Origin of the sequence: Sphingomonas sp., assembly GCF_051962185.1 — a bacterium.
Taxonomy (GTDB): Bacteria; Pseudomonadota; Alphaproteobacteria; order Sphingomonadales; family Sphingomonadaceae; genus Sphingomonas.
Genome location: NZ_JBQCCN010000141.1, coordinates 1 through 16164, shown reverse-complemented (window position 1 = coordinate 16164; position 16164 = coordinate 1). Strand labels below are relative to the sequence as shown.

The following is a 16164-nucleotide window of genomic DNA, read 5'->3' as shown; positions in this document are numbered from 1 at the left end:
TGGCGGCCGGCTTGCCCACGAAATGAACCTTGACCGTCGTCGCGCGATTCAACGGCATGGACATGAACGCGTCTGTTTCTAAGGACGCGACCGACGTAACGCCGGCCGCAAGCATCTTCGGCACTCGCGCCTGGAGAATTCTTCGCAACGGCCTGCTCGCCGTCGTCGGGACGGTCTTCGTCCTCTGGCTGGTTCTCTTCGTCACGAAGGGGAGGTTCCTCAAGCATCCCTTCGAGAGCATCGCGAGCAGGATGGCGGGTCGCGACGTGAGAGTCGGAGGCGCCTTCCAGCTCTATTTCGCGCCGCTGAAGATCAAGTTTTACGCCGAGGGTTTGAGCGTCGCGAACCCGGCATGGGCGACAAGGCCGTATCTGTTTCAGGCGCGGACCATCGACACGCGCATTGCGCCGTTGAGCCTGCTGTTCGGCAAGACCCGCGTCTATTGGCTCGACCTGGCCGGTGGTGCGGCGGATCTCGAATGGAATGCCGGGCATAGCGCCAATAGCTGGACCTTCGCGGACACCGGGGGCAAGCCGTTCGAACTACCCAGGATCGACCGCGCCACCGTGGCCGGCACGCACGTGCGCTACGCCGACCCGCGAACTCGGCTGCTCGCCGATTTGGCGATCGATACGGTCACCGCGATCGACAAAAAGATCGGCAAGGCGGTCGGGCTGCACGGAACCGGCCGCATTCGCGACACGCCGTTCCGCCTCGTCGCGCAATTGATGTCGCCCGATGCGACGCTCGACCGGGGCGAGAACAAACTGGTCGCGCGTGCCTGGGCAGCGAACAACGTGATCGACGTTGCGGGCACGCTGCCCACAGCGACGGACATCGAGGACGTGCCGCTGCAAACCCGTGCGCGGGGCCGCAACCTGGCCGAGCTGCTCGGCATCATCGGCGTGGCCCTGCCCAACACCCGCGACTATTCGCTGCGCGCGCAACTGGTGAAGCATGGTGCCGACTATCGCTTCACCCGTCTGGCCGGCCGGTTCGGCGATAGCGACCTCGCCGGGCGGCTGACGATCATCAATGGCGAGCGCCTGCGCCTCCAGTCCGAATTGACGACCCGGCAACTCGACATCATCGATGCCGCGCCGTTCATCGGCTACAATCCCGACATCGTCGCGGCGAAAGGGGCGGTTGCCGCCGCCGCCGCGACCGGCGCCGCGCCGCAGCGCCTGCTGCCCGACGCCGCGCTGCCGGTGGCTGCGTTGCAGCGTTTCGATGCCGGGCTGCACTGGACCATCCGGGATATCAAATCGCGCAACGTGCCGATTTCCTATGTCGATCTGACCCTGGCGCTCGATCGGGGACGGTTGGCCCTATCGCCGCTGACCTTTTCCATGGCACGAGGCAATGTCGCTTCCGACCTGATTTTCGATACGCGATCGCGGCCGGCGCTGGACAGCTACGACATTCGCCTTTCGCCGACACCGATGGGTCGGTTGCTGGCCGGCTATGGGGTCGATGAATCGGGCACGACCGGTACCATCAAGGGTCGCCTTCAGTTGACGGGGCGCGGCGATACGATCCACGATTCGCTCGCCAGCGCGATCGGACGCGTCGCGTTCATCATGCCGCACGGCAGTTTCTGGACGCGCAACGCCCAACTGTCCGAGCTCGACATCGGGACGTTCGTCCAAAAGATGTTCGAGCACAAATTGAAGGAGCCGGTGCAGATCAATTGCGGGCTGATCGCCTTCACCGTGCGCGACGGCATCGCCGCCGCCGATCCGATCATCATCGACACGAAGAAGAATGTCATCCTTGGCCGCGGCGGGCTCAGCTTCAAGAACGAGAATCTCGATCTCGCCTTCCGGGCCGACGGCAAGCAGTTCTCCTTGTTTTCGGCGCAATCGCCTGTCGGGCTCGAGGGCTATTTCGCGAAGCCGAGGATCGACGTGATCAGCCCGGAACTGCTCGGCCGCGCGGGGGGTGGCCTGGGGCTCGGCGCGATAGCCAGCCCGCTCGCCGCGATTCTCGCGTTCGTCGATATCGGCGATGCGAAAAGTGCGGCGTGCGGGCCGATCCTGGCCGGCGCTCACGCGCAGGCGATGCGCACGACGAAAGGCAAGCCGCGCGACGATGTCGGCAACGGCACCACCGCCAAATCCGAGAGCGGCAAAGAGTCGACCGCCGATCGCAAAAAACAACGGAAGAAGTTTCTCGGAATATTTTGATGCCGGAAGCAATGCGTTCGACGATACCCGCCGGCCGACGGCGAATGGAGATCGTGACTTTCCAAAACGGGTAGCGGCTGGAGCGGCGGCGTGATAGAGCACGCGGGCGCTTCCCCAGCGTGTCCCAGAGGCGGGGGCACACCCCCCCGCTCCCGCCTCTTCAATCTTCCAATTCACTTGCGCGACGTGATGGTCCGTTCGGCCGGGGCTCGGTCATTCACTTCGATCCCGAGTCGCTCGGCCGCTTCGGACAACGCTCTCCATCTCTCGGGTAGTGGGTGCGACGCGGATCGCGAACACGAGATCGACATCCGCGATGCTAGGCTGCCGCGCGGCGATGACGTCGCATGAAGGCGCCGACGGCGCTGTGCGACACCGCCGGGGAGAAGAGGAAGCCCTGCAATTCGTTGCAGCCGGCGCTTTCGAGGAAGGCCTGCTGCTCGGGAGTTTCGACACCTTCGGCCGATACCGTCAGGCCCATCGCATGCCCCAAACGGACGACGGCGTGGATGATCGCCGCGGCGTCGTCGGCTTCGCCGAGCCGGCTGGTGAAGCTCCGGTCGATCTTGATCTTGTCGACCTCGAATTTGCTCAGATAGCTCAAGCTGGAATAGCCGGTGCCGAAATCGTCCAGGGCGATGCGAAAGCCGGCTTTGCGGAGCTTGCGCAGGGCGTCTTTGACATTCTGGTCATCGTCGAGAAGGACGCCTTCGGTAACTTCGAGTTCGATCTGACTCGGCCGAACGCCCGCCTCGCGGACGATGGCGGCGATTTCACTGGCGAAGTTGCGCATGCGGAACTGGACGGGCGAAAGATTGACCGCCATCGAGACTTTGGGCCAGGCGCGCGCGACGTCGCACGCCTCCCGCATCACCCACAGGCCCAGTTCGCGGATGAGCCCCGTCTCTTCGGCGATGGGCACGAATACTTGCGGCGACAGCGATCCGCGCTCGGGATGGTCCCATCGCAACAGCGCCTCGAAGCCGATGACCTGCGCGCCGGTCGGGTCCATCTGCGGCTGATAATGGACGTAGAGGTCGCGTTTGTCCGCGATCGCCTCGCGCAGATCCCGCTCGATCTCGCGGCGAAACTTCACGCTCGCGTCCATATCCTCGGTGAAGAAGCGATAGGCGTCCCGACCGTCCGCCTTGGCGCGGTACATCGCGATATCGGCCTTGCGCATGAGTTCCGAGCGGTCGCCGCTGCACGACGGATGATAGGCGATGCCGATGCTCGCTCCGATATAGACGTCGGTGCCGAGCACCTCGAACGGCTGGCGCAGCGCCGTGATCATGGCCTTGGCGACCGCTCCGATCGCGGTCTTCGAGTCTCGCTCGCTGAGAAGGATGGCGAATTCGTCGCCTCCCAGGCGCGCGACGACGTCGGACGAAGTCGTCAGGCCCTTCAGGCGCTGGGCGACCTGCTGGATCAGGACGTCGCCGCCCAGGTGGCCAAGCGTGTCGTTGACCTGCTTGAAGCGGTCGAGGTCGATCAAGAGGATCGCCCACATATCCTTGCCTTGGGAGGCCGCCGCGATCTGGTCTCCGACCGAATTGAAAAAAGCGCGATTGGGCAGGCCGGTAAGGGGATCGTGATACGCGAGATGGTGGGCTTGAGCCTCCTTGGCCTTCAACTCGAGATGCGCCGCGGCGAGTTCCTCGATGGACCGGGCGTCGCGCCGCATCAGGTTGCCGAGGACAAGGATCAACGCCCCCAGGGCGCCGAGCAGGCCGGCCAGGGCCAACCCCGCGCTGGGCGCCATCGCGCTCCAGACCGCTCTTCCCGGCCGATCGGCTTGCCAGATGAGATAGCCGACACGTTGGCCGCGGCTGGAGGCGAGAGGCAACGAGAGTTCGGCCGGCCGGAGCCGCGCGGTCGATGCGACGCGGGCGCCGGCCAGGAACTGTTCCTTCGCCAGATTGCGGGCAAAGCCCGTATCGAGATAGCGAATGCTGACGAGCAAGGGTTCGGCGCCAGGCGCAGCCTTTACCCGAGACGTGTCGGGGATCATCCGCATGACGCTCATCGCGGCTGCCCGCCCGCCGATCGAGACCAGATCCGTCGCGTGGATCGCGCGAGGCGAGGTCCGAGCGGTCGAGCCAGGACCGGCGGGGCGGCCGGGAAGCCGCTCGTGCGGATTCGCGGGCCCCTTCGTTCTTCCACGCGCGGCGTCGATCAGGGGCGCCGCGGCGGCGCTGAAGCGATGGAATTGATCTGGCGCCCCGCGCTCGCCGTTCAGCATGGCATAGAGGGGGCGGTCGTCGGCTCCCAGGATGAAGTCGACATCATGGGCATAGACGAAGTTGAGCCACGTCCCGATATTGTCGTCGACCCAGCCCCAGTCGGGCTTCGGCTTGCGAAGCTGGGTTACGGCGGGGTCCCAGATGGCGACGCCGCTTTGACTCTGCGCCAGTTCGTCCAGGGCGGCATTGATCGCTACGCCGGCCTCCTGCTCTTGCTTGGCGATCGATACGCCGTCGGCTTGATGTGCCGCCGACCGCAAGGCGCTGAACGCGAAGGCGGTCAGGCCAAGCGCGAGCAACAGCACCGGCGCGACAACAGCCAGAATAAAACGCTTGCCGAAACGATTCGCGATCTTTGGGTGTCCGAGTTGCAAGAGAGAATACTCCTCTCGAGCGTTATCCGGGATTATGGTCGCCAAAGTCTAAACGGCGGGAAATAAATCGGCTTTCCCAATAGGCTGTCCCAATAGGCTGCCGGGCACGGGCGGTAGACTCCTCTTCCTGGGTTGCGGCGTCGCAAGGGAATTCGTTTCGGTTGCGAGTCCGTTACGATAAGCCTTGCCGTCTCGAAGGTCCGCGTGACATTTCAGCATTGCGCGCCGGTCGTTCGCGGGGCGACCGTGGCGGAAGCGGTGCCGTCGACCGGCACCACTGCCTCGCCGACGACGATCAGGGTCGGCCGGTCGTCGGCGATCGTGCGGACCGCGAGCGGGAGCAGGTCGAGCCTGGTCCGCAGCAGCGTCTCGCTTGGCAGGCTGATCTCGCAGGCAACGAGTACGGGCGTCGCGGGGTCGAGCCCCGCGGCGATCAACCGGCGGCTGATTTCCTCCGCCGCCCCTCGGCCCATATAGAAGGCGGTCGTCGCTTGGCCGTCGGCGAGGCGCTGCCAGTCGAGGTCGAGCACGCGGCCCGCCGCTGCATGCGCGGTGACGAGCTCGACCCGCCGCGCCTGACCGCGCAACGACAACGAGATACCGGCCGATGCCGCGGCGGCGCTTGCCGCGGTGATCCCTGGGCAGAGACGCACCTGGATGCCGTGAGCGGACAAAGCCGCGATTTCCTCGGCGGAGCGGGCGAACAAGGCCGGGTCGCCGCCCTTCAGCCGGACGACGCGTTCGCCGTCCGACGCCGCGTCGACCAGCGTGCGGCCGATCGACTCCTGGTCGCGCGAATGGCGACCGGCGCGCTTGCCGACCGACACCAGCCGGACGTGACCGGGAATGAGGCCGAGCACGCCGTGCCCGACCAGGGCATCGTGGAAGACCACCGAGGCCCTGCCTAGCAAGTGCTCGGCCTTGCGCGTCAGCAAATCGGGGTCGCCGGGGCCGGCTCCGACCAGCCACACGCTGCCCGCGGGGAAATCGTCAACCATGCGCCGCCTCCTGGGGTTGTTCGGCGATCAGCCGCGCGATCGCGGGGCGGCACGATCCGCAATTGGTACCGGCGCGCAGCGCCGCGCCGACCGCGGCGACGTCGGCGAGGCCATCCCGGCGGATCGCGTCGACGATCGTGCGCGTGCCGATATCGAAGCAGACGCAGACGATCGGTCCGCGATCCATGCTCGCACCAGGCGCGCGGCCGGCCAGCAGGGTCGGTGCGACTGCCGGCGCCGACAATTGCGCGATCAGCCAGTCGCGCGGGGGCAGGGTGCCGGTCGTCGTAACGAACAATACTGCCGCCAGCCGGCCGTCCTTCAGGATGGCGATGCGCCGCGATCCCCGCGCCGGATCCGCCGCTTCGATCCGCTCGCCGGCGGGCAACAGGCGCTCGATCGGGGTGAAGGCGCCGTTTCCGGCCAACTCCCACAGCACGCCCTCGGGCACCGCCACGCGCGTCGCCCACAGGCAGTCGGGCATCGCGGTCAACTCGCCGCGTGCGAGGAGGAAGCCGCGCCAGTCGGTCGCGACCGGCGCGATCGCGGCGGGCGTCGCCTTGAAACCGGGCTGGCCCGAATGCGGATCGACCAACGGTCGCGGCAACAGACCGGTGCGCCCGGCGCTCGATGTGCGATCGGTCCAGTGGATCGGCGCGAACAGCTCGCCGGGCCGCTGCGCTTCGGTGACCGCGACGCGATAGAGGCTCTCGCCCTGCGGGGTCGATACGCGCGCCAGCCCGCCATCGGCTACGTCCAGCCGCGCCGCGTCCTCGGGGCGGATCTCTACCAGCGGCTCCTCGCGATGCCGCGCCAGCTTCGGCGCTAGGCCGGTTCGTGTCATCGTATGCCACTGGTCGCGATAGCGGCCGGTGTTGAGCGTCATCGGCCAGCGGCGGAGCGGCTGTTCCTGCGGCCGTTGCGTCACGGTGATCAATCGCGCGCGCCCGTCGGGGGTCGGAAAGGCGCCGTTGGCGAAGGCATCGTCGCCCCAGCGGAACGGCGCCATCGTCTCGTATTCGCCATTGCCCGCCGTCACGCGATCGAGCCGGAAGCGGCGCGCGCCGTCATTCTGATAGGCGCTCAGCCGCACATGCTCGCGCCAGATGTCGGCGGGGCGGTCATAAGCGAAGGCCGAGCGCCAGCCCATGCGGCGGGCGACTTCCTTGACGATCCACCAATCCGGTTTCGCCTCGCCGGGCAAATCGAAAATCGGCCGCTGACGGCTGACGCAGCGCTCCGAATTGGTCACCGTGCCGTCCTTCTCGCCCCAGGCGGCGGCGGGCAGACGGACATGCGCGAAGCGGCCGGTATCGGTATCGGCAATGATGTCCGACACGACGACGAACGGGCAGCCGGCCAGCGCCTTGCGGACGCGATTGGCATCGGGCATCGAGACTGCCGGGTTGGTCGCCATGATCCAGACCGCCTTGATCCGCCCCTCGCTCATGCTGCGGAACAGATCGACCGCCTTCAGCCCAGGCTTGGTCGCCATGTTGGGCGCCGCCCAGAACCGGCCGACGCGGGCGACATTCTCGGGCGCGAAATCCATGTGCGCCGCCAGGGTCGAGGCGAGCCCGCCGACCTCGCGTCCGCCCATCGCATTGGGCTGGCCGGTGATCGAGAAGGGGGCCGCACCCGGCTTGCCGATCCGCCCCGTCGCGAGATGGAGGTTGGTAATCGCATTGACCTGGTCGGTGCCGCTGACCGACTGGTTCACGCCCTGGCTGAACAGGGTCACGGTCCGTTCGTTGGCGGCGAACAGCTCATAGAAACGCCTGAGGTCGGCGGCCTGGGCGTCGCACGCCTGCGCCACCGACCACAGGTCGTTCCCCTCTCCGAGCCTGTCCCAGAAATCGCCGGGCACAGTGACGTGCCGGGCGAGATAGTCGTGATCGATCAGCCCGGCGTCGCGGCACCAGGCGAGCAGTCCGTTCATCAGCGCGACGTCGCTGCCCGGCCGGATCGACAGATGCAGGTCGGCTTCCGCCGCGGTCTCGGTCCGGCGCGGATCGATTACCACCAGTTTGGCGCCGCGAGCGGCCCGCGCGGCCATGATCCGCTGATAGACGATCGGGTGGCACCAAGCGGTGTTCGATCCGACCAATATTACCAAGTCGGCGGCATCGAGATCGGCATAGCTCGCCGGCACGACATCCTCGCCGAATGCGCGGACATGACCGGCGACCGCGCTCGACATGCAGAGGCGCGAATTGGTGTCGATATTGGCCGAGCCGATGAATCCCTTCATCAGCTTGTTGGCGACGTAATAATCCTCGGTCAGCAATTGCCCGGAGACATAGAAAGCGACGCTGTTCGGTCCGTGCCGTGCGATCGTCTCGCGAAACCGCCGCGCGACGAGGTCGAGCGCGCGGTCCCAGCCGACGCGCTTGGTGCCGATCATCGCATGGAGCAGGCGGCCGGTGAGCCCTACCGTCTCGCCGAGATGCGTACCTTTCGAGCACAGCCGGCCATTGTTCGCGGGATGATCGGGATCGCCCGCAATCTCGACGCTGCGCTCAGCGGTTGGGCGCGCCAGGATGCCACACCCGACCCCGCAATAGGCGCAGGTGGTGCGGATACTTTCCACTAGCCCCTCCCCTTCAGGGGAGGGGTTGGGGGTGGGGCAGTGCCGCAAGCCAATCGCTCGTGGAGAGGCCCCACCCCAAACCCACCCCCGAAGGGGCGGGGCGTCTGTCGAGCATCCCGCACGCCGCGGCCTTCAATTTGGAGGCCCCGCAGAGCAACACGCGCCCGGCATCGACCTTGACGGGGATGGTCGGGGTACACCCCTTGTCCTCGCCCTGCGCCTCGCCGCTCGCCAGCGAAATGCGCCAATTGTGCAACGGGCAGGCCACGCTATGGCCATGGACGATCCCTTGGCTGAGCGGCCCGCCCTTGTGCGGGCAGCGATTGGCGATCGCGAAGACGCGGTTGTCGGCGGTGCGGAACACCGCGACTTCCTCGCCGCCCGCGACCGTCACGGTGCGGCTGCCGCGCACCGGGATCTGGTCGAGCCAGCCGATATCGAGCCAATCGCCGATCATTCCGTGATCTCCATCGCCAGGGGTTTGAAGTGCGCCATGTGCGCATGCTGCTCGCCGCCGGCGCCAGACGCGCGCTCGGCCCAGGGATCCTCCTGGCTGAACTTCTGCGAGTACCAGAAGCGCTCGGCGAGTGCGTCGCGCCCGGCCTCGTCGGCGACGATCCGGTCCTGAATGCGATCGAGCCCGACGCGCTCGATCCATGGCGCGGTGCGCTCGAGATAGCGCGCCTCCTCGCGATAGAGCTGCACGAAGGCGGCGGCATAGTGCAGCGCCTCCTGCTCGGTCGCGACCTTGACCAGCAGGTCGGTGGCGCGGACGTGGATGCCGCCATTGCCGCCGACATGGAGCTCGTAGCCCGAGTCGACGCACACCACGCCGAAATCCTTGATCGTCGCCTCGGCGCAATTCCTGGGACAGCCCGACACCGCCATCTTGAACTTGTGCGGCATCCAGCTGCCCCAGAAGCCGCGCTCGAGCTTGACGCCGAGGCCGGTCGAATCCTGCGTGCCGAAGCGGCACCATTCCGAGCCGACGCAGGTCTTCACCGTGCGCAGCGCCTTGCCATAGGCATGGCCCGAGACCATCCCGGCGGCGTTGAGGTCGGCCCAGACCGCGGGCAAATCTTCCTTCCTGATCCCGAAGATGTCGAGCCGCTGGCCGCCGGTCACCTTGACCATCGGCGCGTCGTATTTCTCGACGACATCGGCGATCGCACGGAGCTCCTGCGGGCTGGTGATCCCGCCCCACATGCGCGGCACGACCGAATAGGTGCCGTCCTTCTGGATGTTGGCGTGGAGCCGTTCGTTGACGAAGCGGCTCTGCTGGTCGTCCTGATATTCGCCAGGCAGCGCGCAGAGCAGATAGTAATTGAGTGCGGGCCGGCAACTCGAACAGCCATCCGGGGTCGACCAGTGCAGCTTGTGCATCACCTCGGGGATCGAGCGCATGCCTTGCGCGACGATCTCGCGCCGCACGTCGTCATGGCCGAAGCTGGTGCATTTGCACATCGTCTTCGGGCCGGTCTCGACATCGTCGCCAAGCGTCAGCGCGAGAAGCGTCTCGACCAGCCCGGTGCACGATCCGCAACTCGCGCTCGCCTTGCAACCGGCGCGCACCGCGTCGAGGCTGTGCGCGCCCTTGGCGATGCAGGAGACGACCTGGCCCTTGGAGACGCCGTTGCAGCCGCAGATCTCCGCGCCGTCGGAGAGCGCCGCAACGGCCGCCTTAGGGTCCGCCTGCCCCCCTCCCGAGGCGAAGGCCTGGCCGAAGATCAGCAGGTCGCGGGTCGCCGAAATATCCTCGGCCCGTTTCATCAGGTCGAAATACCAGCCGCCGTCGGCGGTATCGCCGTAGAGCACCGCGCCGACCACGCAGTCCCCCTTGAGCACGACGCGTTTGTAGACACCGCGGCTGGCGTCACGCAGCACGATGTCCTCGCAGCCGTCGCCGCCGGCGAAATCGCCCGCCGAGAAGACGTCGAGCCCGGCGACCTTGAGCTTGGTCGAGGTGACGCTTGGCCGGTAGCCGCTGTGTCGCTCGACCAGGCCGTCGGCGAGCGCGCGGCACATGTCCCAGAGCGGCGCGACCAGTCCATAGACCTGGCCGTCATGCTCGACGCATTCGCCGACCGCGAGCACGTCGGGGTCGCTGGTCACCATATGGTCGTCGACCTGGATGCCGCGCCCGACCGCGAGGCCTGCCTCACGCGCCAGCGCCGTCGATGGACGGATGCCGACCGCCATCACCACCAGATCGGCAGGGATCTCGCGCCCGTCCTTGAGCCGTACGGCGCCGACCTTGCCGTCGCCGAGAAACTCGGCGGTATCGGCGCCGGTCAGCACGGTCTGGCCGCGCTCCTCCAGCGCCGATTTGAGCAGCCACGCCGCCGCCTCGTCGAGCTGGCGCTCCATCAAGGTCGGCATCAGGTGGAGCACGGTTACCTTCATCCCCCGCAGGGAGAGGCCATGCGCCGCCTCGAGCCCCAGCAGCCCGCCGCCGATCACTACCGCGCTGCCGCCGCGATCGGCCGCTGCCAGCATGTGGTCGACATCGTCCATGTCGCGGAAGCTGATCACGCCCGGCAGGTCCTTGCCCGGCACCGGGATGATGAACGGATCCGACCCGGTCGCGATCAGCAATTTATCGTAGCGCACCGACCGCCCCGATCGTGCGGACACGGTCTTCGCGGCGCGGTCGATCCGCGTCACCGGGTCGCCCGCTATCAGCTCGATCGCATTGTCGGCATACCAGGCGGCATCGTTGATCACGATGTCGTCGAAGCTCTTCTCGCCCGCGAGCACCGGCGACAGCATGATGCGATTGTAATTCACCCGCGGTTCGGCACCGAAAATGGTGACGCGGTAGCGCCCGGCATCGCGCGCGATCAGCTCCTCGACCGCGCGGCATCCGGCCATGCCGTTGCCGATGACGACGAGATGGGGAAGCGCGCGCTCGCCGTCGGACGGCGTGTCCGGCACGGGATCGGGGTCGGACACGGAAACGGGGAAATCCATCACAGACTCCAATCGAGCTGCAGCCAGAACTTGCTTGTGTCGGTGGCGAAGCCCTGCGCCTGGTAATCGGCGTAGCGCGCGGACAGGCTGGTCTTGCCGAGTTTGGCGGTGGCGAGCAGGTCGATCTCGTCGCCATAGAGGCGGACCAGCCGGTCGCTGGCGAAGCGGTGATAGACCGCCTGCAGCGCCAGGCCCCTGAACGGCCCCGCCTGCTTCCAGCCATAACCGACGCTGCCATAGAGATCGCGCACGCCGTCGGGCGGCGTGGTCAGGAACTTGTCGGCCCAGCCCTGAAACTTGAAACCGGTCGCGATCGGCGTCTGGAACGAGGTGAGCGCCACGCCCTTGTCGGCGCCGAGCACTTCGTACCCGGCGCCGAGCTTCAACGCGTGAACCTCGAGAGCGCCGTCGATGAGATAATAATCCGCGCGATAGCGATTGGGGTTGCGGTCGTACGCCGACTGGGTCGCGTAGCTCAGCTGGTAGGACAGCTTGACGCCCTTGCCGAGCGGCCGCGCGCCGGCGAGGCTTGCGCCATAGGTCTGGCTCGACAGGCGGAAGCCCTGCACCAGCGCTTCGTCCTGATCGACCAGATAGGCGAAGCCGGTGACCGTCCCGACCGGGCTGGCATAGGACAGATTGCCGAGCACGTTGTTGCCGCCGATCGACCGGGGACGCCCGCCGGTGCCGTCGATCCCCCAGACGGTGTTGACTCGCCAGGCGTAAGTGAGATCGGCCTTCAGCCCCTTTACACCCGTCCATTCCATGCGCGCGGCATCGAAGGTCTGGCTGTTGTCGCGGAAGGGCACCGCGCCGACGAAGCGCTCGTCGTCGAACGCGATCGACTGGCGCCCGACCGTCAGCGCGATTCCCTTGGCACGGTATTGCAGCTCGGCGCGGTAGAGCGCGATGTCCTGCGGGTCGGCGATCAGCGGCCGCGTCGCCGCGCCATGCAGGCCATCATAATAGTCGCCGACCAGGGCCAGCGTGCCCTGCGCCTCGACGATCGCGGTCAGCGGCCCGCTCGATGCCTGGACGCCGCTCCTGACGCGGATCGTCAGCGCCTCGGCATCGTCGGGCAGCCCGGCCTGATCGACCGTCTCGTAGCGCAGCCGCGCTTCGGCGATCGGTTTGAGAGCGATGTCCTGGGCCAGGGCCGGCGTCGCCGTCAGCGCGCACCCCAGGATCGGCCAAATGAGGTTCCTGCGCATGGCCCGCCTCAGATCCGCACACCGCCAGCAGCGGCCCAATGCCGGCGCCACGAATATTTGACGATCGTCAGGCCGAGACAGGCCAGCAAGGCGAGCCCGGCGAAGATCAGGAAGCCAGGCGCGAAGCTGCCGGTCAGCTGTTTGGCGATGCCGAGCGAGGAAGCGAGGTAGAAGCCGCCGACGCCGCCGGCCATGCCGACCAGCCCGGTCATCACCCCGATCTCGGCGGCGAAACGCTGTGGCACCAGCTGGAACACCGAACCATTGCCGACGCCGAGCGCCAGCATCGCGAGCACGAACAGTCCCATCGCCGCGCCGATGCTCGCCGCCATGCTGACCCCGAGCAACGCCAGTGCGGCCGCGGCGAATACCGCCGTCAGCGCCTTCACCCCGCCGATCCGGTCGGCAAGCGCGCCGCCGAGCGGGCGGACCAGCGAGCCGGCGAAGACGCAGGCGGCGGTGCAAGAGCCGGCGGTCACCGGGGTCAGGCCGAAGCGGTCGGTGAAATAGATCGGCAGCGACGCAGCGAGGCCGACGAACCCGCCGAACGTCACCGCGTAGAAGCCCATCAGCCACCAGGCGTCGGCCGATTTCAGTGGCTGGAGATACTCGGTGAACGACTTGGGCGCCGGGCGGTTGGGCGCGTCGCGCGCCAGCAACTCATAGGTGATCAGCACGAGCGTGAGCGGGATGCAGGCGAGCCCGAGCACCGCGTTCCAGCCGAACATCTTCGCCAGCAGCGGCGCGAAAAAGGCCGCGAGCACGGTGCCCGAATTGCCCATGCCGGCGATCCCCATCGCCTTGCCCTGATGCTGCGGCGGGTACCAGCGGCTGGCGAGGGGGAGGGCGATCGCGAAGCTCGCCCCCGCGAATCCGAGGATGACGCCGAGCGCGAGCGTGCCGATGAACGTGGTGACGCCCGCCAGCCAGGCGGTGAGCAAGCCAGCGATCACGACGATCTGGCTGATCGTGCCCGAGCGCTTGGGCCCGATCCGGTCGACCAGCAGGCCGTTGACCACGCGCAGCACCGCCCCGGCGAGCGTCGGGGTCGCGACCATCAGGCCCTTTTCTGCCGGGGTCAGCGCCAGCGTCTTGGCGATCTCGGGAGCGAGCGGCCCCAGCAGCACCCAGACCATGAAGGCGAGATCGAAATACAGGAACGCCGCGATCAGGGTCGGGACGTGCCCGCTGGCCCAGAATCCGTCTTCGCCCTTGCCGTTTTCTCCGTTCCAGAATGCGGTCGCCATGCGGTCCCCTTCGCGTGCGATGGACAAGAAAAAAGCCGCCCGGACGGCGGCCGTTTCAGGCGCGTCGGGGCGGCTTCGTTGCCTTGGCGGATCGTGAAATCCGCCCCGCGCTCATCCCCCTCGCTGGAGAGGATCGCGGTTATTTCGTGCTGGGCGCCATTGCCCTGCGCCAGCGAAGATGCGTGATTCGCTGCAGGTGCGCAAGTCTATTTCGCATGTGCAGCAAATTTCAGGGCAAGGAGGCGAGATAGTCCTCGATACGGTCGGGGTCGAACGCACGCCCGTCGAAGAAGCGGTCTGCGCCGAGCATCAATCGTCCCTGGACCGATCCGGCGCCGATCGAATCGGCGATCGCGCCTTCGAGCTTCGAGCTCGCGCCGGGCAGCACGGCGGCCGATCCGGCCAGTGCCGCGCGATAGAGATCGGGCCGGAACACCGCTTCCGCGCGAGCGGCTTCGTCGGCGGAAAAGGCCGTGCCGTCCCAGCGAGTCATCTGCGAATAGAGCCACGCCGCCTGGCTGCGCCACGGGAAATTGGCCGCCTCGCGGAACTGGAACATGAAGTCGGAGACGTGGAGCGGCGGGGTATCTTCCATCAGCCGCACGCGGTCGGTGATCGCACGCAGGATCGCGTCCTCGGGCGCGCCGAGATAAGCGGGCTGTGCCAGGATGCGGGCATTCTCTTCCGCCGCCTCCGGCTCGACGAAATGCGCGGCGGCCTCGTGCAGGGCGCGGATCAGACGCCGCACCAGTTCCGGCGACTGTCGCGCGGTGTCGCCGCGCATCGCCAGCACCTTCTCGACGCCACGCCGCCAGATCTGCGCGGTGACCAAGGCGATCCGGCCGACGCCGCGATCGACCGCGACGCTGTTCCACGGCTCGCCGACGCAGATGCCGTCGATCTCGCCGGCGGCGAGCGCGTCGGCCGCGAAGGGCGGGCTGATCGTGACGATCTCGACGTCGTGATCGGGCCGGACTCCGACCGCCGCCAGCCAGTAGCGCAGCATGTAATTGTGGCTCGAATAGCGATGGACCACGCCAAAGCGCAGCGGCTTGCCCGCAGCCGCGCGCGCGATCGCGACTTGGCGGAGCCGTTCGCCGACTGCGCGTGGGTCGCCGAGTCGTTCCCCTTCGAGCGTCTCTTGCGCGAGCGGGATCGAGAAAGTGATCGCGTTGCCGTTGAGCCCGAGCACGAACGGCACGGCGATCTCGGCGGCCGGGCGCCCGCGGCCGAGCGCGGTGGCGATCGCCAGCGGCGCGATCATGTGCGCGGCATCTGTATGGCCGTATAGCAGGCGGTCGCGCACCGTCGCCCAGCTGAGATCGCGCACCAGCTCGATTTCGATTCCGTGGGCTGCCGCAAAACCGCGCTCGCGTGCCAGGATCGGCAGCGCGGCGTCGACCAGCGGCAGGAAGCCGATCCGGATACGGTCGAGCGTCACTGGTCGTCCCCCATCAAGGCTGCGCTGGTGATGATTGCTTCCGCCACCTCGGCGATACGGCGGTTCGACTGCATCGCGTGGCTGCGCAGCAAGGCGTAGGCGGCCGGCTCGTCGATCCCGCGCCGGCGCATCAGGATCGCCTTGGCCTGATCGACGGCCTTGCGGTCGGCGAGCGCATTGCGCGCTTCGTGCAATTCGGCCTGGAGCCGCGAGAAGGCGTTGAATCGCCGGACCGCTAAGTCGACGATCGGCATGATCCGCTGCTTCGACAGGCCGTCGATGATATAGGCCGACACACCGGCATCGATCGCCGCGGCCGTGGCCTCCGGATCGCTCTGATCGACGAACATCGCGATCGGGCGGGCGAGTGCGCGCGACACCGCGAAATATTCCTCCAGCACGTCGCGGCTGGGATTTTCGAGGTTGATCAGCACGACTTCGGGGTTGGCCGCCTCGATCTGTGCAACCAGTGCATGCGCATTGTCGATCAGGACGAGATCGTCGAGCCCGGCTTCGCGCAATCCGTCCGAGATGATCGCGGCGCGCGTCGTGCTGGTGTCGATGATCGCGATCCGCATCGCCCGACCATATGCTGCGCCGCAGCAAGGCGCCAGAGAAACTCGCTATTGGTGACGAGGCAGAGGCGCCGGTCCGGCACCGAAGCTTGCCGGTGTCGGCCAGAACGTAAAGGGGTGTGGCGGTGCTGTCAGACTAACGCGAACTCGTCTCTCCACGATGGAGTCCGCTCTTTGAGGGCGGGCGCCTAGACTCGTTTTCTGATTGATTGAATCGAATGGGGATTCCCAAGCGGGTTGAGATCTGATTCAACCTGGTGGCTGGGGATGGAGGCCAGCGATCATGGCGAGACCCTATTCGAATGATCTCCGGGAGCGAGCGGCGTCGG

9 protein-coding genes and 1 pseudogene are annotated in these 16164 nt (G+C 67.1%); 1 reads left to right on the top strand and 9 read right to left on the bottom strand.

Going from position 1 to position 16164, the window contains the following annotated elements; all coding sequences use genetic code 11:
* Window positions 1-56: 56 nt before the first annotated feature.
* Entirely contained in the window at window positions 57-2186 is a 2130-nt protein-coding gene (locus ACTHJR_RS08595) for an AsmA family protein (protein WP_440522736.1), read from the top strand.
* Between the two features lie 319 nt (window positions 2187-2505).
* Here the strand turns inward: ACTHJR_RS08595 and ACTHJR_RS08590 are convergent, their stop codons facing one another.
* The 9 genes and pseudogenes from ACTHJR_RS08590 to ACTHJR_RS08550 form a co-directional block, all read right to left on the bottom strand.
* Window positions 2506-4734 carry a putative bifunctional diguanylate cyclase/phosphodiesterase gene (locus ACTHJR_RS08590; RefSeq protein ID WP_440522714.1) on the bottom strand — a complete coding sequence of 743 codons (2229 nt, stop codon included), beginning with the start codon at window positions 4732-4734 and terminating at the stop codon, window positions 2506-2508.
* Between the two features lie 281 nt (window positions 4735-5015).
* Window positions 5016-5801 carry a uroporphyrinogen-III C-methyltransferase gene (gene cobA / locus ACTHJR_RS08585; protein ID WP_440522713.1) on the bottom strand — a complete coding sequence of 262 codons (786 nt, stop codon included), beginning with the start codon at window positions 5799-5801 and terminating at the stop codon, window positions 5016-5018.
* Complete coding sequence (locus ACTHJR_RS08580; RefSeq protein ID WP_440522712.1) at window positions 5794-8391, bottom strand: molybdopterin-dependent oxidoreductase; 2598 nt, start codon at window positions 8389-8391, stop codon at window positions 5794-5796. The genes cobA and ACTHJR_RS08580 overlap by 8 nt, the downstream gene beginning before the upstream one ends.
* A 121-nt stretch (window positions 8392-8512) precedes the next feature.
* Window positions 8513-8848 (bottom strand): annotated as a pseudogene (gene nirD / locus ACTHJR_RS08575) (nitrite reductase small subunit NirD); the annotation flags it as partial.
* Window positions 8845-11361 (bottom strand): nitrite reductase large subunit NirB, encoded by a 2517-nt coding sequence (nirB, locus tag ACTHJR_RS08570; RefSeq protein WP_440522711.1) that lies wholly within the window; start codon window positions 11359-11361, stop codon window positions 8845-8847. The gene nirB and the pseudogene nirD, both read right to left, overlap by 4 nt.
* Complete coding sequence (locus tag ACTHJR_RS08565) at window positions 11361-12572, bottom strand: alginate export family protein (protein WP_440522710.1); 1212 nt, start codon at window positions 12570-12572, stop codon at window positions 11361-11363. Before ACTHJR_RS08565 ends, nirB begins: the two co-directional genes overlap by 1 nt.
* 8 nt (window positions 12573-12580) lie before the next feature.
* A complete protein-coding gene (locus ACTHJR_RS08560; protein ID WP_440522709.1) occupies window positions 12581-13819 on the bottom strand; it encodes a nitrate/nitrite transporter in 1239 nt (412 codons plus the stop codon).
* Window positions 13820-14048: 229 nt separating this feature from the next.
* Window positions 14049-15260: an ABC transporter substrate-binding protein gene (locus ACTHJR_RS08555; protein ID WP_440522708.1), complete on the bottom strand. Its 1212-nt coding sequence runs from the start codon at window positions 15258-15260 to the stop codon at window positions 14049-14051.
* On the bottom strand, window positions 15257-15838 hold the full coding sequence (locus tag ACTHJR_RS08550; protein WP_440522707.1) for an ANTAR domain-containing response regulator: 582 nt from the start codon (window positions 15836-15838) through the stop codon (window positions 15257-15259). Before ACTHJR_RS08550 ends, ACTHJR_RS08555 begins: the two co-directional genes overlap by 4 nt.
* Window positions 15839-16164: the final 326 nt, after the last annotated feature.